Here is an 18,939-nt window from a genome sequence, read left to right on the forward strand (position 1 = left end):
CCGCATCGCCTGTCCGATACTCGCTCCGACGGAACACCCGATCACGTCTTCGCGCGTTTCGTCTTGACGCGCTTGGCAGGACGAGCCGCCACACGCCGCTTCTTGGTCTTCGACACCTTCTTGGTCTTGGCTTTTGCTGATTTGGCCTTTGCCGATTTGGATTTCGCCGACCTGGCGGTCGACGTCCGGGTCTTCGCGACCTTCTTCCGCGCGGCGGCGGCCGCCCTCGGCCGGCCGGCTGCCGGATTGTGCTTCGTCGCGCCACCCTGGCGGCGCGGCGCGCGGGCATGCGGGCCGATCGCCGGCGCGACGCCACCGACCGCGGCCTGAAGGCCTGGGCGGACACGCGTGCTGGTCTGATCGACCGGCGTCGGCAACGCCTCAGCGGCCGGCGTCGCCGACAGCCAGAACGACAGCTCGGCGGATTTGACCTGGTTGTCGGCCGAGAAGTAGCTGTTCTGCCAGCTGTCGTCGGTTGCGAGGAAATGCCAGGCCGTGTTGGGGCTGGTTTGCAGCCAGTAGCGCCAGGCGTAGTGATCGTAGACGTCGAGGCAATGTGCCGCATAGGCTTCCGCGATCGCACGGTGGCCGCGGATGATCGCCATGTTCTCGTCGTTGTTGTAGGAGGCCTTGTAACCGAGATTGTGGCTGCCGGTGATGACGACGCAATCATCAGCGAACGGGTCGATCACGACGATCTTGTCGTGGATCACGGCGTGGCCTGCCTGGTTCAGCTCGGCCTCCCACTGCCCGAACGCGTCCGACTTGGTCACGCCGCGGGTATGGATCACGCGGTAATCCTCGGGCAATGGCGGGTCGCCCTTCTGCCGCTTGGCCGGCTTGGTCCCCGCGCCGCCGCCGGTGATGCCGACGGCGAAATCGCCCGATGCCTGGGGCGCGGTGACCGCGCCACGCACGAACAGCGACGGCTTCGCCTTCAACGCGTCGACGATCTTGTCGATGATGCTCGGCGAGCCCGGCTCGAACACCAGAAACACGATCGCCTGCTTGGCGCCGGCGATCGCGTCGAACACCATCTGCATGTCGGGCGGCGTCGGCTCGTTTGGTCCGGGTTTGCTGGCACGACGCTGCGGCGTGTTCGGCGAGAACCAGAGATCGACCGTGCCGCTGTTGTCTTCCAGCGTGATGGTCGGCAGCTTGGTGCCGTCGGTGCCGCGCAGCGCCGCCCCCTGCTGCGCCTTGCCGTTATTGCCTGATGGCACGGTGTCCTGCTTCAGCCGCTGCCAGTAGTCGGCATAGGCCTGAGCCATCGCCGGCGAGCGCGCGATGATCGTGTTGTTGGTCTGCGCGCACAGCGCATTCGACGTGCAATTGGTCGATCCGAACAGCACGGCCTGCGGCGTGCCGTTGACCAGCACCTGGAACTTGTTGTGGCCGATGCTGTTGCTCGGCATGAACCGGTCGATGACGGTCAATCCGGCCGCCTTGATCTGCTGGCGCTCCTCGGCATAGGCGTCGTTGGTGAGATCGCCGGTCTTCTTGCTGCCGCTGGGCATGTTGGACAGGATCAGGCTGCCGCGGCTGTGCACCGCCGCAAAATGCTGGATCAGCTCGGGATCCTGGAATTCGTAGAGTGCGAGCAGCAACTCCCCGTTTGAGGTCAACGCTTCGTCCGGCAACGTGGTGAGCGCCTTGATCATGTCTCCGGCAAGGTCGACGCGCAGCTGATCGCCGATCTTGACGATCCGCTCCTTCAGAACGTCGACCATCGCGCCCGCCGGCGATCCGTCGGTCAGCTTGTGGGCGGTGGCCTGCGTCGCGAGGATGCCGCGATTGAAATATGCCGACAGCGTTCCGTAGTTCGGGTTGAGCTGCACCTGATTCGAGATCAGCGGACCGAACGGCATCGGCGTCAGCTTGCCGGGGACGCCCGTCATCGGCACGATCTTGTATTTGTAGGTGCCCCCGCGTTTGGCGAAGACATCCTTCCAGAAGAACTTCTGGACGGGATCGTCGGCGGTGGTCCGGCCTTCGGTCGCCTGCTCGCCCTTGAACGTGGCCAGCGCCGGCAGCACGGTTTCGGTTCCCGCCTTGACGTCGATCCGGTGCACGGCGAAGCCGAGGCAATCCTTGAGCTTGCCGCCGAAGGTCCAGGCGACCACGGCCATGTCGTTGTTGGAGAACGCAACGGCTTTCATAACGCCTCCTCAAATCCGGTTTGTGAGAATCAAGCACATCGAAGCCCGCAGCAGGTCTGCCGGGGCCGTATCAATGAATACCCAAATCAGATCGCGCGACGATGACGCTGCGCTTGCGATCCGCACAATCGCCAGTGCCGCGCTCCACGAGATAGTGGATGGATTTGCTACCGAAAGCTGTGAACTGATTCACAGATCGCGCGAATGTATTGGCGGTCCGCGCGGCCTTGCCGCTCGGCGGCCGATAGGACAGATTTGGCTCGGGACAGCTCCAGCCGGCACGGACGACGAATGCCTCCAAGCCTCTCCGACGACGAACTCGCGACGCACCCGACGGTGTTCGCGGCCGATGCGCTGGCCGGTCAGGTGGTCGTCGTGTCCGGCGGCGCCGGCGGCATCGGCCGCGCCATCGCCTGGCTGTTCGCCCGGCTCGGCGCCCACGTCGTTGTCACGGGGCGCAATGCCGACAAGCTCGATGCGCTGGTCGATCATCTCGGCCATCGCGGCCTGAAGGCGTCCGCGCATGTCGCCGACATCAGGGATGCGGACGCGGTCAACGCGATGTTCGATGCGCTATGGGCCGAGCATGGCCGCATCGATCATCTCGTCAACAGTGCCGGCGGCCAGTTCCCGCAGGCCGCGATCGACGTCTCGATCAAGGGCTGGAACGCGGTCATCAACACCAACCTCAACGGCAACTGGTACATGATGCAGGCCGCAGCGCAGCGCTGGCGCGACCGCACACATCCCGGCAACATCGTCAATATCGTCGTGGTCACGACGCACGGCCTCTACGGCATCGCGCACTCGATCGCGGCGCGCTCCGGCGTGATCGGGCTGTCGCGTGCGCTGGCGGTCGAATGGGCGCCGCTGAACATCCGCATCAATTGCATCGCGCCCGGCGCGATCGAGACCGAGGGCTGGAACGTCTACAGCGAGGCGGCGCGCGCCACCTATCCGCGCTCCAACCCGATGATGCGTCCGGGCACCCCCTGGGACATCGCGGAAGCCGCGGTCTATCTCGCCGCGCCGTCCGGCAAGTTCATCACCGGTGAGATGCTGACCGTCGACGGCGGCGGCCAGCATTGGGGCGAGACCTGGACCACCGGCAAGCCCGACTACTTCAGGGGCGGCGAGTAAACGCGTCGCCGCCGCCCGTTCGTCATTTGCCGTCGTCGAAGCTGACGATGACGGCGGCATTCGCGATCAGGATCGGGTCGTTGCCGAGATCGGACGGAATCTCGAGCCCGCCCGCGATCGCCTTTACGGCCTTGGTCCCGTAGGGCAATTCCCTGGCGACAGCATCGGTATCGACCGCTTCGGGATTCGGCACCGCGATCGTGACATCGACGAACATGTCGTTGGCGGTCTTGCCGAGCATGCGGAAGAAGCCGAGGCTGGAATGGCGGATCGCGTCCGAGACCGCCCGCTTGGCAGCCTTGGTGGCGTCGCGGCCGTGAACGTCGACGCCCATGCCCATTTCGGTGATACAGCGCACGCGTGTCATGAAACTTTCCTGTTGTCGTTGGCGTGAGAGACTGATCCCTCCTTCGGCCGCCGGGCCCGCGGCGTCAAGCCGGATCCTAGCGCCTACGCGCTTTTGACCGGCGGGCGCCAGCATCCACGCCGCGAGACCCGGTGAGGATCGCCGCGGCATGGGGCGCCTGCATCCGTGAGCCGAACTTTCGGTCTTTATGAGAGCTCGCGGCCCGCGCTACTCCTGCTTCTGCAACACCGTGATGTGCAGGCGGCGGCGGATCGCCATGCCCTGGCGGCGGTAGAGCGCGATCGCCGAGACATTGCTGGTGAAAACGTGCAGGAACGGAATCTCGCCGCGGGCCACGATCTGGCGGCCGACCGCCGACAGCAGCGCCTGCGCATAGCCGCGGCCGCGATGCTCCGGATGCACGCAGACCGCGGTCATCTCGGTATAGTTCCCGGGCTTCATCCGCTCCCCGGTCATCGCGACCAGCTCGCCGCCGACGCGGATCCCGAAAAAGTTGCCGAGCTCATGCGTCCGCGCGCTGAACGGACCGGGCTTTGTCAGCGTCGTCAACGCCATCATCTCGGAAACATCGGCCGCACCGAGCCTGATGATCTCGACGCCGGACAGAGAAAAGGCCGCCGGCGCGCCGATCATCTGTTCGCCGGTCTCGGCCAGCAGCACCTTGAACTGCGGCGGCACGCTGACCGGATCGGGCGTGAACAGCACCGCGATGTCAGGCCCCGACAGCAGCGCACCGAGCGCGGCGAAGCTCTCGGGCGACATGTCGACCATGTCGGCGAAGGGCGCAATCGCGAGCGGGAAGCGCCTTGCAGCGGCGGAGCCTTCCGCGAGATCGCGCTGCCGCGTGGTCAGCGCGCTCCAGATCGGGCGATCAAGCGGATGGGTTGGCGGGACTTCGGACATGCGGCGCTTCGCTCCTGATTTTTCCAGAGAAGAGCAAGAAGCGCCGATGAAATCCAGCATGGCGTGATGCCGTTGCGGCTCACAATCACGCCAGCAGGAAAACCTCCGCTACGCCACCTTGAGGCAGAGCTCGGTGCCGCCCTTCAGCGGCAGCGTGATTGACACGAAGCCATTTCTGGGATCGCGCACGAACTCCAGGAAATCCGCCTCGGCATTGTCGTTCATGACATAGCCCCCGACGCGAAGCTGCGGGGCGACGATCTCGATCACCTGGCGCGCCAGCGTCGGGCCCTTCTCGCCCGGCCAGCCGTCGATCAGGATGAAGTCGACAGGGCCGCCGAGATCGCGCAGCGTCTTGCGTGCATCGCCCTCGCGGACCTCGGCGTAAGCGGCCAGGCCGGCGTCGGCAAGGTTGCGCTTCGCGGCAGCCACCTTGGCCGGCACGATCTCCGAGCCGATCACGGTGCCGCCGCCATTGTCGCGCATTGCGGCCGCGAAATAGAGCGTCGACATTCCGACCGACGTCGCGAACTCGGCGACGCGCTTGGCACGCAGGCCGCGGCACAGCAGGTAGATCAGCTCGCCCTGCTCCGGGTGGATCGAGAATCCCTGCTCGGTATAATCGTGCGGATCGCGGCTGCCGCTCTGCATCGGGTTGCCTCGCACCGGGGCCCGGCGCGTGGCCTGCAGGCGCTCGATGACGGCGGTGACGCGGGCGTCGGCAATCGCGCTGTGCGGTTCAGCATTGTACATGAAGGGCCTCCTTTGCGATTGCGTCATTGCTGCAGGATTTCGGCAGCCGCGCGGTCGAGAATTTTCGCGATCCGTCGCGCCTCGGCGGCATCGCAGCCGCGCTTCTGGCGCAGCGCGCTCTTCAGCGCATGACGGGCGCGGTGAATATCGTCGGACGCTTCGCCATCGAGATCGCTGACGCCGGCGAAGGCTTCGCGCACCTCCTCCATGCGGCGGCCGATCCGCGACAGCGCCTCGAGAATGGTGTCGGCAGTGGCGCGGTTCTCGGCGAGATGCGCCTTGCCCTGCTCGGTGATGCTGTAGAGCTTGCGCGCCGCGTCCTGGGTGACGCTGGCATGGCCGATCTCCTCGAGGAAGGTCAGCGCCGGATAGATCACGCCCGGGCTCGGGCTATAGAAGCCGTCCGACCGCTCCTCGATCGTCTTGATCAGCTCATAGCCGTGCGCCGGCTGCTCACCGAGCAGCGCCAGGATCACGAGTTGCAGGTCCTGCGACGAGAGCCGCCGCGATCCCGGAAAGTCGCCGCCGCCTCCCCGCCCGAAGAAGCCATGGCCGCCGCGGCCAAAGCGATGACCGCCCCGGCCGTGCCGGCCCATGGCGAAGAACCCGAACCGGAAGCCGTCGCCGTCCCGATCATGAAACCTTGATTTTCTCATTGGTCTTTTCCTTACTGAAAACATATCTTACGATATATCTACAGATGGCCATCCACAACCCACGTTTCCGTGAAGGTCTCGGGGCTGAAGCCGCAACCAGGCAGCCAAGGTCGCCACCGCCACCCCGGGCTTGCCGACGTTCGCGCCGCTGGCTTATGGCTTTGATATTCTTCCGGTCCGTCCGACTCATGCGCCCCAAAACCTTCGAAGCCCATTGCCTGCGCCTGCCCGCCACCACCAAGGTGGTGCAATGGGAGGGCACGTCGGTGTTCAAGGTCGGTGGCAAGATGTTCGCGCTCGCCGGCGGCACCATCGAGAGCACCGGCGGCTTCATGTTCAAGACCTCGACCATGGCCTACCAGCTGCTGATCGAGCAAGGTCTGGCGCGGCCGGCGCCGTATCTGGCGCGCGCCACTTGGGTGCAGCTGGTGCGGAACGACGCCCTGCCCGATCCCGAGCTGAAGGCCTATCTCAATCAGGCGCATGCGCTGATCGCCGCCAAGCTGACGCGGAAATTGCGCAAGACACTCGGCTTCGACCAGAGCTTTTTCGGTTCTGATTGAATCAGAACCGAAGCTCTAGCTTTTTGTTTTGACGCGTTTTCTTCACGCGAACCGGCGTCCACTTCGCTCGAAAACGCTCTAACCGGCGCGGCCGCCGCGCGGCTCAGCTGCTCCCTAGCGGCTTGTCGGAATCGCCCGACAGCAATTTCGGAAACAGCTCCTTGAAGGCGAACTTGTCGTCGCCCTTGGCGCGCTCGAAGCGCAGCACGACGTCAAAGCGGTCGCCTTCCCATTTGGTCGGCGGCGTGCCCTTGCTGACCGGGATCAGCGGCAGGATGTCGGAGATGATCGTCTTGTGCTCCCAGCACAGCAGCGCGACGCCCTTCGACGCCAGCACGGCCTTCATCAGCGCCGGCTCTTGCCCCTTGGCAAAGCCTTCGTTCGGTTTCAGGTGGCGGCGCGCGGAGAGCGCCGAGATCGTCTCGGCGGGACGGCTCGACGGCGGCTGATTGGGCGTGGTGCCCGGCGTCGCCGCATAGATCGCATCGGGCTTGGCATAGTCGCCGCCGGTGAGATCGGTGCCGAACAACGCCGCCCATGCGCCGGCGCGCTGCCAGCCGCGAAGCACCAGCGACTCGGTATCGGACACGCCGTCCGCGGTGAAGCCGGGCCCCGGCCAGCCGTCATCAGGCTTCTCGGCATGGCGGATGATGAAGAGCGTGAGCGCGTCCATGGCGGCCTCTCCGGAGCAGATATGGGGCGGAACGATCCTAGCCTCGATACAGCCTGCGGTTGATGAACCGCATCACAATTTGCGAAAACTCGACCGGTACTGCGCCGGCGAGACGCCGAGCCGCTCGGTGAACACGATGCGCATTCGATCGGCCGAACCGAAGCCGCAGTCGAACGCAACCGCTTTCAGTGGCCGGTCCGAGCCCTCGAGCAGCCGGCGCGCGGCATCGACCCGCGCCCGCTCGACGAATTCGTGCGGCGTGATGCCGGTCTCCTGCGCAAAGGCGCGGCCGAAATTGCGCACGCTCATGCCGACGGCCTCCGCCAGCGATTGCAGCGTGTGGCGCGCGCCGACATGCTGCATGACGTGCGCCTGCGCCCGCGCAACCGGCGAGGCCTCGTCGATGGGCGCGGTGAGATAGGGGCTGAACTGCGACTGCCCGCCCTGGCGCTGCGCCACCACGACCAGCCGCTTTGCGACCGCGACCGCGACCTCCGGCCCATGACGCTCGGCGACCAGCGCGAGCCCGAGATCGATCCCCGCAGTCACGCCGGCCGACGTCATCAGCCTCCCGTCGCGGATGTGGATCCGATCGGGGATCACGTCCGCGGCCGGAAAGCGCGCCGCGAGCCGCTGCGCGTTCTGCCAATGCGTCGTCACCTTGTGGCCATCGAGCAGCCCGGCGTGTCCAAGCGCGAAGGCGCCGGTGCAGATCGAGCCGTAGAGCTCAGCGCGCTGCGGCGCCCCGCGCAGCCACCGCGTCATTTCGGGATCCGGCGCGGCCTCGGGCAGCGCGGGCCCGCCGGCAACAAGCAGGATGTCAAACTTCTCGCTCGCCTCGTCGAAGCTGAGGTCGGCCGCGATCTTCATGCCGTTCGATGCGCGCAGCGGTTCGCGGCTGACGCCGACCAGCACCGTCTCATAGCCATTCCCGGCAGGCACAAAGCCGTTCGTTTCCGCGAACACGTCGACGGGACCGGCGACGTCGAGCGCCTGAACCCCTTCGTGAATCGCGACCGCGACCTTCTGAACCGCCATGCCTTCTCCCTGCCCGCTGGCGCGAAACGACGTCTCGTTGGCCCGATCCGGCGGCGCGCGATCGTTGCGGGATCGGCCCAGAACAAGCGACAACAGCGCCACCACGGACCACGCCGGAAGGCGATCCAGAACACACCGCAGAGACGAACGCCGCCCGCGTGATCCCACGCCACGGTCCCGTCTTGCCACATCGAGGAGCGTCTTGAAATGACCGAGATCATCGCGGGCATCCGCGTACCCGACAGCGCCATGGCCCGCGCCGCGACCCAGCTGGTGCGCGATTCCGAGGACGATTTGCTCTACAATCACAGCCGCCGCGTGTTCTTCTGGGGCGCGCTGACCGGCAACCGCCGCAAGCTGAACTTCGATCCCGAGCTGCTCTATATCGGCGCCATGTTCCACGACATGGGTCTCACGCCGGCGCATGCGAGCCCCGACCTGCGCTTCGAGGTCGACGGCGCCAACGCCGCGCGCGACTTCCTCAAAGGCTACGGCGTCGCCGAACGCGACATCGAGGACGTCTGGGCTTCGATCGCGCTGCACACCACGCCCGGCATTCCCGAGCATATGCGTCCGACCGTCGCGCTGGTCACCGCCGGGGTCGAGATGGACGTACTCGGCATCGCCTATGACGATTTCTCCGACGCGCACCGCGACCATGTCTGCGCGCATCATCCGCGCGAGGCGAACTTCAAGGAGAACATTATCGATCATTTCGCAGGCGGCACCATCAAGAAGCCGCATACCACCTTTGGCAACGTCAAGGCCGACGTGCTGGCGCTAAAGGACATGAACTACAGAAGGACGAACTTCTGCTCGATCATCCTCGGCTCGAAATGGCCGACATGAGGTCAGGGGACCTCAAGCGTGCGGACCGCGTTCCGGTCCGGGATCCCGACCGGCCGCCGCGAGTGAGAGCCGACCCAGATAGTGCGCCCAGCCCTTGTCATGGGCCGCGCACTGCGCCGCGTTCGGCAGGCCGCTATGGGTCATCCGAAGCAGCGTGCCGCTGTCCTTGTCGATCAGGTCGATCTCGATCAGGCTGGATCCCGGCGGCACTTCGGCGCCGCCCTCCCAGCCGAAGCTGTAGGCAAGACGATGCACCGGCACGACCTCACGAAACGCGCCGCGTGCCGCCCGCGACAGATCGCCGGAGACGCCCTTGAGCAGATAGAGCCCGCCTGGATGCAGCTCGGTCTCGGCCTCTAATCCCATCCAGCTGACGATCTTCTGCGGATCGGTCAGGAACGCGAACACGGTCGCGGGCGGGGCTGCGATCTGCATCTCGCGTTGGACGATGAAGGCTTCGGTCATCGGTCTATCCTCCATGGGCAGTCAGGTTTCGGGATAATTCGTGACAAGGATGGCGCGTCAACCCCATGATGGGGTGATGCAGATGTCCTCGACACTGAGCTGGCTGGTCGACGCCGCCGCCGAGACCGCGGGCGCCAACCGGTTGCTGGCGGATCTTGGGAGCCACCTTATCACGGATGGCCTGCCGCTTGCCGGCGGTACGCTGACGCTCGAAGTTCCGCACCCGCTGATCGCACGACGAACCTGGCTGTGGCGTGCCGAGACCGGCGAGGTGATCGAAGCGCTCGGCTTCGCGCCGGAACAACCCTTTGCGATGCCCGATATGATCGGATCCGGCGATGCCGGCCGGCGCTGGCTCGGCGCCCTCGCGCGCGGCCCGATCCACCAGGACACCATCGGAACGCGACCGGATGGCCCGACCCTGAGCTGGATCGGGACCGATCCCTTCACGCCTGCCGAGGCGGATCGATTGCGCGAGGCAGCGCGCTTCATGGCGGCACCGCTTGCCGCGCTTGCGGCGCGCGCGACATTGACGGCGGCGCTGGAGGCCTATCTCGGCCGGCGCAGCGCGGCGCGTGTGCTGGCATCGCCGTTGCGACGCAACACCGGCGAAACCATCCGCGCAGCGTTGCTGTTTGCCGACCTGCGCGGCTTCACGGCGCTCTCCGAAAGCCATCCGCCTGCCGAGGTGATCGCGGCGCTCGATGCCTGGTTCGACCGCATCGCCGGCGCGATCCACGCCTTCGGCGGCGAGGTGCTGAAGTTCATCGGCGACGGGCTGCTCGCGATCTTTCCGGTCACCACCAGCGCGCGCAGCGCATGCGAGGCGGCGTTGCGCGCGGTCTCGGCGGCGCGCGTCGGCATGGCGCATCTCGACACCGAGCGCCGCAAGCGGGGCTTGCCGCCATTGTCGTTCGGCGCGGCGCTGCATCTCGGCGAGGTGCACTGGGGCAATATCGGCGCCGCCGACCGGCTCGACTTCACCGCGATCGGCGCCGCGGTCAATCTGGTCAGCCGGCTCGAAGGCCTGTGCAAGCCGCTTGAGCAGAGCGTACTGGTCTCGGAGGCCGTTGCCGCCGAGGCCGAGACGCCGCTGGTTGCCCTCGGCACCCATGCGCTGCGCGGCATCGTGCGGCCCTGCGCGGTCTTCACGCTGCCGGAGGCGTGAGCCGGTCATCGGAACAGCCGCAGCCACGGCGCCAGGTGGAACGCGCTCATCAGCGCATACATCGGGACCATCCCCTGCAATGACAACGGCCCCTGCATGGCGCCGCAGATCATGTCGGCCGGCGCCATCGCGGCCAGCAGCGCCATGACCGCGAAGGTCGGCGCCGCCGCAAGCGACAGCCAGCGCGCCGCCGTCGAACCGCGCCCGCCGAGCCTGCCCTTCAACCAATCGTCACGTGTTTCGATACCGCTCATCGTTCGATCTCTCTGGAGATGATCCATGTCGTCATGTGCTAGGTTAGGACCGGGCCTCGGAGGGCGAGAGTGACAAGTGTGTCGGGATTCGAATGGACTCGCTGATTACAGCTGCGGCGCGCGCGCTCGCGGCGGGTGATCCCCTCGGCGCACTGAAACGGGTGGCCCTGCGCGACGATGCGCCGGCGCTGGCGCTGCGCGGCATCGCGATGGCACGGCTCGGCGATTTCGCGCGTGCCAAGGAGCTGTTGCGGCGTGCCGGCCGCGCCTTCGGTCCACGCGAAGCGATCGCGCGGGCGCGCTGCGTGGTGGCCGAGGCCGAGATCGCGCTGGTGTCGCGCGATCTGTCCTTTCCCGGCAAGAGCCTCGCCGCGGCGCGCGCGACGCTCGCGGCGCGGGGCGATGCGCTCAACGCCGCCCATGCCGGCTATCTCGAGATCCGTCGCCTGCTGTTGATCGGGAGCCTCGATGCGGCCGAGCGCATGCTCGAGGACCTCGATCCGGCGCCCTTCCCGCCGGCTCTGCGCGTCGGCCATGAACTGGTCGTCGCCGGGATCGCAATGCGCCGGCTGCGCACCAAGCCGGCGCGCGAAGCGCTGGCACGAGCCAGGGACGCCGCGCACCGCGCCGGCATCGCCGAGCTTGCGGCCGAGGTCGAAAGCACGGCGCGCCTGCTCGCCACGCCGGCGGCACGCTTGATTGCGCGCGGCGGCGAGCGTCCGCTGCTGCTCGAGGAGGTCGAGGCCCTGATGGTGTCGAAGGCGCTTGTCGTCGATGCCTGCCGCTATGCCGTGCGCGATGCCCGGACAACTATTTCTCTGAATCGGCGTCCGGTGCTGTTCGCGCTCGCCCGCGCGCTGGGCGAAGCCTGGCCGCAGGACGTGTCGCGCAGCACGCTGATCGCGCGCGCGTTTCGCGGCAAGCACGCCGATGAATCGCACCGGGCGCGGCTGCGGGTCGAGATCGGACGGCTGCGCCGGGCCTTGCGGCCGCTCGCCGATCTCAACGCCACGCCCGACGGCTTCGTGCTGGAGCCGCACGGCCGGCGCGAGGTCAGCGTGCTGGCGCTGCCGGTCGAGGAGGAGCATGCGGCGGTGCTGGCGTTCCTCGCCGACGGCGAGGCGTGGTCGAGCTCGGCGCTGTCGGTCGCGCTCGGCGCCAGCCAGCGCACCGTGCAGCGCGCGCTCGATGCGCTGGCAGCCAGCGGCAAGGTGCAGCCGGTCGGCCGCGCCCGCGCCCGGCGCTGGATGACGCCCCCGGTGCCGGGATTCACGACGACGTTGTTACTCCCTGCCCCGCTGCCGAACGGCTAGCATCGGGCCGAGACTACAGGAGTCGAGCATGAAGAAGTCCGAAGCCGAGATCATCCGGGAATATGCCTTCGAGGGCGTCGAGAGCGTCGGCGGCGTCAGCTTCGACGGCGAGCAGGTCTGGTTCGCGGCCGGCGGCCGGCTGGTCGCGTTCGATCCCGACAGCGGCAACACCACCCGTACCCTCGACATCGCGGCCCATGCCGGCACCGCCTTCGACGGCAAGCACCTCTACCAGATCGCCGAGGACCGCATCCTGAAGATCGAGCCGAGCAGCGGACGCGTGCTGTCCACGATCCCCGCGCCCGGCGGCGGCCGCGACTCCGGCCTCGCGTGGGCGGAAGGTTCGCTGTGGGTCGGCCAGTATCGCGACCGCACCATCGTTCAGGTCGATCCGGACACCGGCAAGGTCATTCGCACCATTGCAAGCAACCGCTTCGTCACCGGCGTCTCCTGGGTCGATGGCGAGCTCTGGCACGGCACTTGGGAAGAGGACCAGAGCGACGTCCGGCGCATCGATCCGCAAACCGGCGAAGTCATGGAGCGGCTGGAGATGCCGAAGGGCACGTTCGTCTCCGGACTCGAATCCGACGGCAAGGACCGGTTCTTCTGCGGCAGCGGCTCGACCAACAACAAGGTGCGCGCGATCCGCCGGCCGAAGCTCAGCGGCGCGTGAAGCGACCAACCGCTCCACGCGCTGAGCCTGCTCACGCCGGTGCGGGCACCGCGGTGGGCCGCGCCGATGCCATCGGCCGGAAGGTCATCATGATCAGGAACGCGCCGAGGCCCGTGGCCCAGGAGCCGACATAGAGCCACGTGTAGCTCGCAAAGGTGTCGTAGATCAGGCCGCCGGCCAACGGCCCCGTCGCCATGCCGAGGCTGCCGGCCATCGCGGTGCCGCCGATCACGGTGCCCAACATGCGCAGCGGAAAATTCTCGCGGATCAGCACCGAGTACAGCGGCATGGTGCCGGCATAGATGAAGCCGAAGATCGCCGCGACCGCGTAGAACGCGGCAAGCTCGCGCACGAAGACATAGCCGAGCGCGCCGAATGCCTGTGCCAGCAGGCCGAGCACCAGCACGCGCTTGGCGCCGAAGCGGTCGCCGAGCAGGCCGAAGGCGATGCGACCGCCCATGCCGGCGAGCCCCTCCACGCTGTAGATCGTGACCGCGGCAACCAGCGGAATGCCGCAGGTAACCGCGTAACTCACCGTGTGGATGATCGGTCCCGAATGGGTGGCACAGCAGAAGAAATTGGTCGTGATCAGGATCAGGAATTGCGGCGAGCGCAGGGCCTGCGCCAGCGACAGCGGCGGCTCTCCGTTGGCGGAAACCGCCGCTTCAGGGGCGTCGCCTTGCAGTGCCGGCGGACGCCGCACCAGCAACGACACCGGGATCATGATCGCGCCGACGACGCCCGCGACGATCAGCATCGCGGTCCGCCAGTCGTGGTGGGAGATCAGCCAGGCCGCGAGCGGCGACATCGTCATCGGCGCCATGCCCATGCCGGCCGACACCAGCGACACGGCGAGACTACGATGGGTGTCGAACCAGCCGGTGACGCAGGCCATCATCGGGGCGAAGATCGCCGCCGTGGCCGCGCCGACCAGCGCGCCGAACATGAACTGAAAGGCCAGCAGCGAGGTCGCCCGGCTTGCCAGCGCCAGGCTTGCCGCCAGCACGATCGATCCGGTCAGCACCACCGGGAGCGGCCCGAACCGGTCCGACAGCGTGCCCCAGATCATGCTGGTGAAGGCCATCGCAAGGAAACCGATGGTCATCGCGCTAGAGATCCCGGTCACCGACCAGCCGGTCTCACGCGCCATCGGCTGCAGGAACACCGGCAGCGAGAACATGCCGCCGATCGCGACGCAGCCAAGCAGGCCGCCGGCCGCGACGATCACCCAACGATAGGTCGAATTGCTCATTCCGGAACTCCCATGCCGTCCGTTCTGGCTGGAAGACGAACGGAGCGGACTGGAACCGACAACGAAGGGCCGCGCCAGCTCATTTTTTTCGAGCCTGGCGTCGAGCGGAGCGGACGAAGGCCTCTGCACGCTGAGAGGCGATCATCGTGTCGGTCCGCCCTGCGACGGGAGGGGTTCCTTTTCTCTCGCCGCCGGTGTTTCCTCTATCACGGCGGAGAATGGGCATGCAGGGGTCGCTGGGAGAGAAGATCGGCAGTGGGCTTTTCGCGGATGTCCACGCCTGGGCGCCCGGTCAGGTCGTCAAGCTATCCAAGCCAGGCATCCCGCGCTGGGTCGTCCAGCACGAGACGCAAATAACCCGCGCGGTCTTCGCCGCCGGCGGCCCGGCGCCGGAGGTGTTCGGCGAAGTCACTCTCGACGGCCGCTTCGGCATCGTACTGCCGCGGTTCGATGGGCCGACCCTGTTGCAGGCGATGCGCACCGGCGCCATCACGCGTGAACAAGCCGGCGCAATTCTTGCGACGCTCTGCCTTGCCGTTCACAAGACGCGACCGCCGCCGGTCGCATTCTCGCTGCGCGAGGCGATGGACGCCCGATTGCGGTTTGCCGGCAGCGTGCTTCCGGAGCGCATCACCACCGGCGTCCTCGCGCTGATCGAGCACCTCGCGCCCGATGATGTGCTGTGCCATTCCGATCTTCACCCCGGCAACGTGATCATGACGGCGCAGGGTCCGAGATTGATCGACTGGCTCGGCGCGGCCCGTGCGCCCGCCGCCTACGAGATTGCGCAGTGCCATGTCCTGATGGCCGAGCTTGACCTGGAATACGCCGATGATCCGGAGCGGGCCACGGTCAATTCGGTTCTGCAGGCGGAGTATGCGCGGCTGGCCGCCATCACCCCTGCGGCGCTGACGGCGGCGATGCAGCCCTATTTGCCGATCGTCCGCGTCTTCCTTCTGCTCGGCGGGGCCAAGCCCGACATGCGGGAGCGGCTGATCCAGCGCGTCGAGGCGGCCCTGCGCTCGGATGGCTGAATTGAATGGTCGCACGCCAGTCTCAGCGACCGGCCAGACTGCATCCCGGCTGCGGCGCAATCTGGCCAAGCGGCTCGGACCTGCACCAGTGCCGTCCGCTTCGGCGATGATGTCCTTGAGCGACCCGGCCTCGTCGGCCTGCCAGATGAATCCATCCCGCCCTCACCACGTACAGCGGCACCTTGGTCTTGTTCGCGGCGATCTCCCTGATCAGGGCGAGAAATCCGCCTCGGTCGCCAGCATGCATTTGGTCCCGACCACCTTGCCGCCGAGCCGCGCGCGGTGCCGACCATCTGATGCGGCCAGACCCGGTCGGCGCCCAGCAGGAATAGGTGTTGCAAGGAGACGCGATCAGACCATCACTCCGCGGCTTCGCGCTGCGGGACGCCCTGCTCGACGTCGAGCTGCAAAATGTCGTTGAAGCGATTGAAGGCGCCGCACAGCGCGATCCGCCAGGTCAGCTCGACGATCTGCGCTTCCGAGAAATGCTCGCGCAGGCGCACGAAGACCTCGTCGCGGGTCCTATTCCAGTTGTTGGTGACGGCGATCGCATATTCGACCACCAGCTTGTCGAGCGAATCGAGCTCGGGGTGATCCTGATAGTCGAGCAATCGGTCGGCGCCCGCCTCCGAGACGCCCTGGATCGCAAGCTTCGGCGCGTGGTGCGACACGCAATAGTCGCACTTGTTCAACAGCGAGACCGTCACCAGCGCGAGCTCGAGATGCCGTTTCGAGATCACCGCCTCGTCGGCGAGATCGACCAGCAGGGACCACATGTGTTTGAAGATCGGCGGACGCAGCGCCATGACCCCGGCCTGGTTCTCGAACGCGCCATAAGTGGTCATCTTGTCCCACAGCGGTTTGAGCTCGGCCGGCAGGTCGTTCCTGGTCTTGATGGACACGCGTGACATGGATATTGCCTCGGATCGGAATTGAACCGATGCAACCTGCCCCGCTTCGTCCGATACCGCAAGCCGCCCGGCGGCATGGCAAATATCACGCCGGATCGGTGCCGCGCGCGCAGTGCCGGCAAAGGCGTCGCCCTGCCTAGAACGAGGTGCCGCCGCCGAACCTGAACTCCTGCACGATGTCGTATTTGCCCTTCGTGATCGGCACTGCGTAGTCGAAGCGCAGCGGGCCGAATGGCGACGCCCAGATCAGGCCGACGCCGACCGAGGTCCGCACCACGTTCTCGTCGTCGTATTGCAGGCCGCATTTGCAGGCAGCCGTATTCACCTCACCGGTCGCAGCCCACGAGGTCGGGCCCTGGTAATCCCACAGCGAGCCGGCGTCGGCATAGACCGCGCCCTTCAACCCGACCTCGGAGGGCAGGAACCAGAACGGCATCTGCAGCTCCATCGACGCGCCCCAATATTTGGTGCCGCCGAGCGCATCCCCGGTCGCCCCCAAGCTCGCATAGGTGATGTCACGCGGCCCGATGCCGCCGGAGGCAAAGCCGCGCACCAGATTCGGCCCCATCTGGAAATTATCGAGCATGCGCAGATCATTGTTTCCGACCTTGCTGAGCAGGCCACCCTGCAGATGGATCAGGCCGACGAGATCGGACACCAACGGCGTGTAGTATTTGGCGTCGACCGCGCTCTTCAGATAGGTCACGTCGCCGCCGACGCCGGCAAAATCCTGCTTGAAGTCGATCAGCAAGCCGTCGGTCGGGTTCTTGTTGTTGTCGAGCGTGTTGTAGGTCAGCGTATAGCCGACCGCCGAGGTCCAGGTCGCGCCCTGCGCCAGTTCTTCACGCACGGGCAGCGTCGATTCGCCGTCGCCATAGCAACCATATCCATAAAGCCCCGACGAGACCGAATTGGTGGGGTCGACGCCGTGGAGCACACTCTGGATGTAGGCGGGCGTCGGATTGAACGCGAGCGAGGTGTTGGCCGCGTTGTTGTTGCAATTATTATAGGCGCTATCGAGCGAGATTTCCTGCTGATAGAGCGAATAGCGCAGCTGGAGGGTCAGGTCCTCGCGCAGGGCAAGGCCGAGCCGCGGCGAGAACCCGATCGTCTTGACGCCATAGGTCGTGTAGGCCGTCGGCAGCTGCTCCTTGTAATAGGCATCGAGCCCGAGCGCGATGCGATAGTCGAGCAGATAGGGTTCGACAAAGGACAACGTCAGGCCGCGCGAGTACTGGCCGTAGCTGACCGATGCTTTCGCATACAGGCCGCGGCCGAGCAGATTGCGTTCGGAGATGCTGACCTCGGCGAGCGCGCCGTCGGTGGTCGAATAGCCGCCCGAGACCGAGAAGTCGCCAGTCGACTTCTCCTCCAGATCGACAACCAGGATGACGCGATCGCTCGATGAGCCGGGTTCGGTGGTGATCTTCACCGTCTTGAAGTAGTCGAGATTTTTCAATCGCCGCTCGGCACGGTCGACCAGCGCGCGGTTGTACGCATCGCCCTCGGAGATGTCGAACTCGCGACGGATCACGTAGTCGCGGGTGCGGCCGTTGCCGCGAATGTCGATCCGCTCGATATAGGTGCGTGGCCCTTCGTCCACATGGAACACGATCCCTACCGTATGGGACTCGAAATTCCGGTTGCCGTCCGGACGGACCACTGCGAAGGAGTAGCCACGGCGCGATGCCTCGATCTGCATCTCCTCGACCGACTTCTCGATTGCCTCTGCGTTGTAGAGCGAACCTACGCTGACGCGCGACAGCGAGCGCAGGCTGTTCGGATCGAAGCCGGCAATGCCGGACTGGAAGCTCACGGTCGCGACGCGGTACAGCTGCCCTTCCTCGATCTTGAAGGTCACCTGAAAGCCCTTGTGCTCCGGGTCATACTCGGCGAGCGCGGCCACCACCTGCACGTCCGCGTAGCCGTGCTTCAGATAGAAACGGCGAATCAGGTCGCGGTCGGCCTCGACACGGTCGGGGTCGTAGATGTTGGCGTTGCCGAGGAAGCTCAGGAAGTTGGTCTCATGGGTCTTGATCACGTCCTTGAGGCGCGATGCCGAGAAGCTGTTGTTGCCCATGAACTCGATGGTCTTGATGCCGGTCTTGGCGCCCTCGTCGACGGTGAAGACGAGATCGACGCGGTTGTTCGAGCGCTCGATGATCTCGGGCGTGACACGCACGTCGTAGCGGCCGGAGTGCCGATAGATCTCCGCGATCCGCAGCGCGTCCGACTGAACCATCGGCCGCGACAGCGTGCCCCGCGGCTTCGACTGTATCTCGGCCGAGAGCTGCTCGTCCTTGACCTTCTTGTTGCCCTCGAACGCGACGCGGTCGATCACCGGGTTCTCGATCACCGAAACCACGATCCGGCCGCCGACGCGATTGATCTTGACGTCCTGGAACAGGCCGGTCCCGACCAGCTCCTTGAGCGCGTCGTCGATGGCCGCCTGATCGAAATGGCCGCCGGGCCCGGGCCTGAAATAGGAGCGGACGGTCTCCGCCTCGACCCTGCGATTGCCTTCGATCGTGATCGCATCAACCGATTGAGCCGCCACCGGTGCCACCAATAGCCAAGTCATCAGCGATGTCCCCGACGTCCCCGGCATCGAAAAGCCCGTAAGCACGATCGCCGCGACAAGGCTCCGCCACGTCTTCATTCCACACCTCGCGAACAAGTCACCCGTTGTGACGGGATGGTGATGGCTGCGGTGTGGCTGCAGGATTGCGGGATTATTTCCAGTGATTTGGGACTGTGAGCGCAACGAG

General features: G+C 66.2%; 20 protein-coding genes. 7 read left to right on the plus strand and 13 right to left on the minus strand.

Features of this window, described 5'->3' with window-relative positions:
- Positions 1-41: 41 nt before the first annotated feature.
- Both ACVINW_RS33680 and ACVINW_RS33685 read right to left on the minus strand, forming a co-directional pair.
- Positions 42-2,159 (minus strand): phospholipase D-like domain-containing protein, encoded by a 2,118-nt coding sequence (locus tag ACVINW_RS33680; protein ID WP_456755250.1) that lies wholly within the window; start codon positions 2,157-2,159, stop codon positions 42-44.
- 70 nt (positions 2,160-2,229) lie between these two features.
- The gene (locus ACVINW_RS33685; RefSeq protein ID WP_456755251.1) at positions 2,230-2,460 is read right to left on the minus strand and encodes a hypothetical protein; all 231 of its coding nucleotides are present in this window, start codon (positions 2,458-2,460) and stop codon (positions 2,230-2,232) included.
- Here ACVINW_RS33685 and ACVINW_RS33690 point away from each other — a divergent pair.
- On the plus strand, positions 2,451-3,299 hold the full coding sequence (locus ACVINW_RS33690; RefSeq protein WP_456755252.1) for an SDR family oxidoreductase: 849 nt from the start codon (positions 2,451-2,453) through the stop codon (positions 3,297-3,299). The genes ACVINW_RS33685 and ACVINW_RS33690 overlap by 10 nt on opposite strands.
- A 22-nt stretch (positions 3,300-3,321) precedes the next feature.
- Here the strand turns inward: ACVINW_RS33690 and ACVINW_RS33695 are convergent, their stop codons facing one another.
- From ACVINW_RS33695 to ACVINW_RS33710, 4 genes are all read right to left on the minus strand, one after another.
- Positions 3,322-3,666 carry a Lin0512 family protein gene (locus ACVINW_RS33695; protein WP_456755253.1) on the minus strand — a complete coding sequence of 115 codons (345 nt, stop codon included), beginning with the start codon at positions 3,664-3,666 and terminating at the stop codon, positions 3,322-3,324.
- Between the two features lie 207 nt (positions 3,667-3,873).
- Positions 3,874-4,569: a GNAT family N-acetyltransferase gene (locus tag ACVINW_RS33700; protein WP_456755254.1), complete on the minus strand. Its 696-nt coding sequence runs from the start codon at positions 4,567-4,569 to the stop codon at positions 3,874-3,876.
- A gap of 108 nt (positions 4,570-4,677) precedes the next feature.
- Positions 4,678-5,322 (minus strand): O-methyltransferase, encoded by a 645-nt coding sequence (locus ACVINW_RS33705; protein WP_456755255.1) that lies wholly within the window; start codon positions 5,320-5,322, stop codon positions 4,678-4,680.
- 23 nt (positions 5,323-5,345) lie between these two features.
- On the minus strand, positions 5,346-5,978 hold the full coding sequence (locus ACVINW_RS33710) for a PadR family transcriptional regulator (protein ID WP_456755256.1): 633 nt from the start codon (positions 5,976-5,978) through the stop codon (positions 5,346-5,348).
- A 188-nt stretch (positions 5,979-6,166) separates the two neighbouring features.
- Between ACVINW_RS33710 and ACVINW_RS33715 the strand changes: the two genes are divergently transcribed.
- Entirely contained in the window at positions 6,167-6,541 is a 375-nt protein-coding gene (locus tag ACVINW_RS33715; protein ID WP_456755257.1) for an MmcQ/YjbR family DNA-binding protein, read from the plus strand.
- Between the two features lie 103 nt (positions 6,542-6,644).
- Here the strand turns inward: ACVINW_RS33715 and ACVINW_RS33720 are convergent, their stop codons facing one another.
- Together ACVINW_RS33720 and ACVINW_RS33725 are read right to left on the minus strand one after the other, a co-directional pair.
- The gene (locus ACVINW_RS33720) at positions 6,645-7,214 is read right to left on the minus strand and encodes a histidine phosphatase family protein (protein ID WP_456755258.1); all 570 of its coding nucleotides are present in this window, start codon (positions 7,212-7,214) and stop codon (positions 6,645-6,647) included.
- Positions 7,215-7,286: 72 nt separating this feature from the next.
- Positions 7,287-8,252 carry a GlxA family transcriptional regulator gene (locus ACVINW_RS33725; protein WP_456755259.1) on the minus strand — a complete coding sequence of 322 codons (966 nt, stop codon included), beginning with the start codon at positions 8,250-8,252 and terminating at the stop codon, positions 7,287-7,289.
- Positions 8,253-8,459: 207 nt separating this feature from the next.
- On the opposite strand from ACVINW_RS33725, the gene ACVINW_RS33730 reads away from it, so the two are divergent.
- Positions 8,460-9,101 carry an HD domain-containing protein gene (locus tag ACVINW_RS33730; protein ID WP_456755260.1) on the plus strand — a complete coding sequence of 214 codons (642 nt, stop codon included), beginning with the start codon at positions 8,460-8,462 and terminating at the stop codon, positions 9,099-9,101.
- A 12-nt stretch (positions 9,102-9,113) separates the two neighbouring features.
- Here ACVINW_RS33730 and ACVINW_RS33735 read toward each other — a convergent pair whose 3' ends face one another.
- The gene (locus tag ACVINW_RS33735; RefSeq protein WP_456755261.1) at positions 9,114-9,566 is read right to left on the minus strand and encodes an SRPBCC family protein; all 453 of its coding nucleotides are present in this window, start codon (positions 9,564-9,566) and stop codon (positions 9,114-9,116) included.
- Positions 9,567-9,642: 76 nt separating this feature from the next.
- On the opposite strand from ACVINW_RS33735, the gene ACVINW_RS33740 reads away from it, so the two are divergent.
- Complete coding sequence (locus tag ACVINW_RS33740; protein WP_456755262.1) at positions 9,643-10,734, plus strand: adenylate/guanylate cyclase domain-containing protein; 1,092 nt, start codon at positions 9,643-9,645, stop codon at positions 10,732-10,734.
- Positions 10,735-10,739: 5 nt separating this feature from the next.
- Here the strand turns inward: ACVINW_RS33740 and ACVINW_RS33745 are convergent, their stop codons facing one another.
- Positions 10,740-10,988: a hypothetical protein gene (locus ACVINW_RS33745; protein ID WP_456755263.1), complete on the minus strand. Its 249-nt coding sequence runs from the start codon at positions 10,986-10,988 to the stop codon at positions 10,740-10,742.
- A gap of 92 nt (positions 10,989-11,080) precedes the next feature.
- Between ACVINW_RS33745 and ACVINW_RS33750 the strand changes: the two genes are divergently transcribed.
- Together ACVINW_RS33750 and ACVINW_RS33755 are read left to right on the plus strand one after the other, a co-directional pair.
- Complete coding sequence (locus ACVINW_RS33750) at positions 11,081-12,301, plus strand: helix-turn-helix domain-containing protein (RefSeq protein WP_456755264.1); 1,221 nt, start codon at positions 11,081-11,083, stop codon at positions 12,299-12,301.
- 28 nt (positions 12,302-12,329) lie between these two features.
- Positions 12,330-12,974 (plus strand): Vgb family protein, encoded by a 645-nt coding sequence (locus ACVINW_RS33755; RefSeq protein WP_456755265.1) that lies wholly within the window; start codon positions 12,330-12,332, stop codon positions 12,972-12,974.
- Between the two features lie 31 nt (positions 12,975-13,005).
- Here ACVINW_RS33755 and ACVINW_RS33760 read toward each other — a convergent pair whose 3' ends face one another.
- Positions 13,006-14,226 carry an MFS transporter gene (locus ACVINW_RS33760; RefSeq protein ID WP_456755266.1) on the minus strand — a complete coding sequence of 407 codons (1,221 nt, stop codon included), beginning with the start codon at positions 14,224-14,226 and terminating at the stop codon, positions 13,006-13,008.
- A gap of 224 nt (positions 14,227-14,450) precedes the next feature.
- Between ACVINW_RS33760 and ACVINW_RS33765 the strand changes: the two genes are divergently transcribed.
- The gene (locus ACVINW_RS33765) at positions 14,451-15,260 is read left to right on the plus strand and encodes a phosphotransferase (RefSeq protein WP_456755267.1); all 810 of its coding nucleotides are present in this window, start codon (positions 14,451-14,453) and stop codon (positions 15,258-15,260) included.
- Positions 15,261-15,619: 359 nt separating this feature from the next.
- On the opposite strand, the gene ACVINW_RS33770 is transcribed toward ACVINW_RS33765, so the two are convergent.
- Positions 15,620-16,171 (minus strand): carboxymuconolactone decarboxylase family protein, encoded by a 552-nt coding sequence (locus ACVINW_RS33770; RefSeq protein WP_456755268.1) that lies wholly within the window; start codon positions 16,169-16,171, stop codon positions 15,620-15,622.
- Between the two features lie 136 nt (positions 16,172-16,307).
- A complete protein-coding gene (bamA, locus tag ACVINW_RS33775) occupies positions 16,308-18,779 on the minus strand; it encodes an outer membrane protein assembly factor BamA (protein WP_456756558.1) in 2,472 nt (823 codons plus the stop codon).
- Positions 18,780-18,939: the final 160 nt, after the last annotated feature.

Source organism: Bradyrhizobium sp. USDA 4461 (assembly GCF_054055655.1).

Coding starts and splice junctions, on each gene's coding strand:
- ACVINW_RS33760 (WP_456755266.1), bottom strand. CDS start 14,226: ATGAGCAATTCGACCTATCGTTGGGTGATCGTCGCGGCCGGCGGCCTG.
- ACVINW_RS33705 (WP_456755255.1), bottom strand. CDS start 5,322: ATGTACAATGCTGAACCGCACAGCGCGATTGCCGACGCCCGCGTCACC.
- ACVINW_RS33770 (WP_456755268.1), bottom strand. CDS start 16,171: ATGTCACGCGTGTCCATCAAGACCAGGAACGACCTGCCGGCCGAGCTC.
- ACVINW_RS33755 (WP_456755265.1), top strand. CDS start 12,330: ATGAAGAAGTCCGAAGCCGAGATCATCCGGGAATATGCCTTCGAGGGC.
- ACVINW_RS33700 (WP_456755254.1), bottom strand. CDS start 4,569: ATGTCCGAAGTCCCGCCAACCCATCCGCTTGATCGCCCGATCTGGAGC.
- ACVINW_RS33695 (WP_456755253.1), bottom strand. CDS start 3,666: ATGACACGCGTGCGCTGTATCACCGAAATGGGCATGGGCGTCGACGTT.
- bamA (WP_456756558.1), bottom strand. CDS start 18,779: ATGCCGGGGACGTCGGGGACATCGCTGATGACTTGGCTATTGGTGGCA.
- ACVINW_RS33765 (WP_456755267.1), top strand. CDS start 14,451: ATGCAGGGGTCGCTGGGAGAGAAGATCGGCAGTGGGCTTTTCGCGGAT.
- ACVINW_RS33735 (WP_456755261.1), bottom strand. CDS start 9,566: ATGACCGAAGCCTTCATCGTCCAACGCGAGATGCAGATCGCAGCCCCG.
- ACVINW_RS33730 (WP_456755260.1), top strand. CDS start 8,460: ATGACCGAGATCATCGCGGGCATCCGCGTACCCGACAGCGCCATGGCC.
- ACVINW_RS33680 (WP_456755250.1), bottom strand. CDS start 2,159: ATGAAAGCCGTTGCGTTCTCCAACAACGACATGGCCGTGGTCGCCTGG.
- ACVINW_RS33720 (WP_456755258.1), bottom strand. CDS start 7,214: ATGGACGCGCTCACGCTCTTCATCATCCGCCATGCCGAGAAGCCTGAT.
- ACVINW_RS33745 (WP_456755263.1), bottom strand. CDS start 10,988: ATGAGCGGTATCGAAACACGTGACGATTGGTTGAAGGGCAGGCTCGGC.
- ACVINW_RS33690 (WP_456755252.1), top strand. CDS start 2,451: ATGCCTCCAAGCCTCTCCGACGACGAACTCGCGACGCACCCGACGGTG.
- ACVINW_RS33740 (WP_456755262.1), top strand. CDS start 9,643: ATGCAGATGTCCTCGACACTGAGCTGGCTGGTCGACGCCGCCGCCGAG.
- ACVINW_RS33750 (WP_456755264.1), top strand. CDS start 11,081: ATGGACTCGCTGATTACAGCTGCGGCGCGCGCGCTCGCGGCGGGTGAT.
- ACVINW_RS33725 (WP_456755259.1), bottom strand. CDS start 8,252: ATGGCGGTTCAGAAGGTCGCGGTCGCGATTCACGAAGGGGTTCAGGCG.
- ACVINW_RS33715 (WP_456755257.1), top strand. CDS start 6,167: ATGCGCCCCAAAACCTTCGAAGCCCATTGCCTGCGCCTGCCCGCCACC.
- ACVINW_RS33710 (WP_456755256.1), bottom strand. CDS start 5,978: ATGAGAAAATCAAGGTTTCATGATCGGGACGGCGACGGCTTCCGGTTC.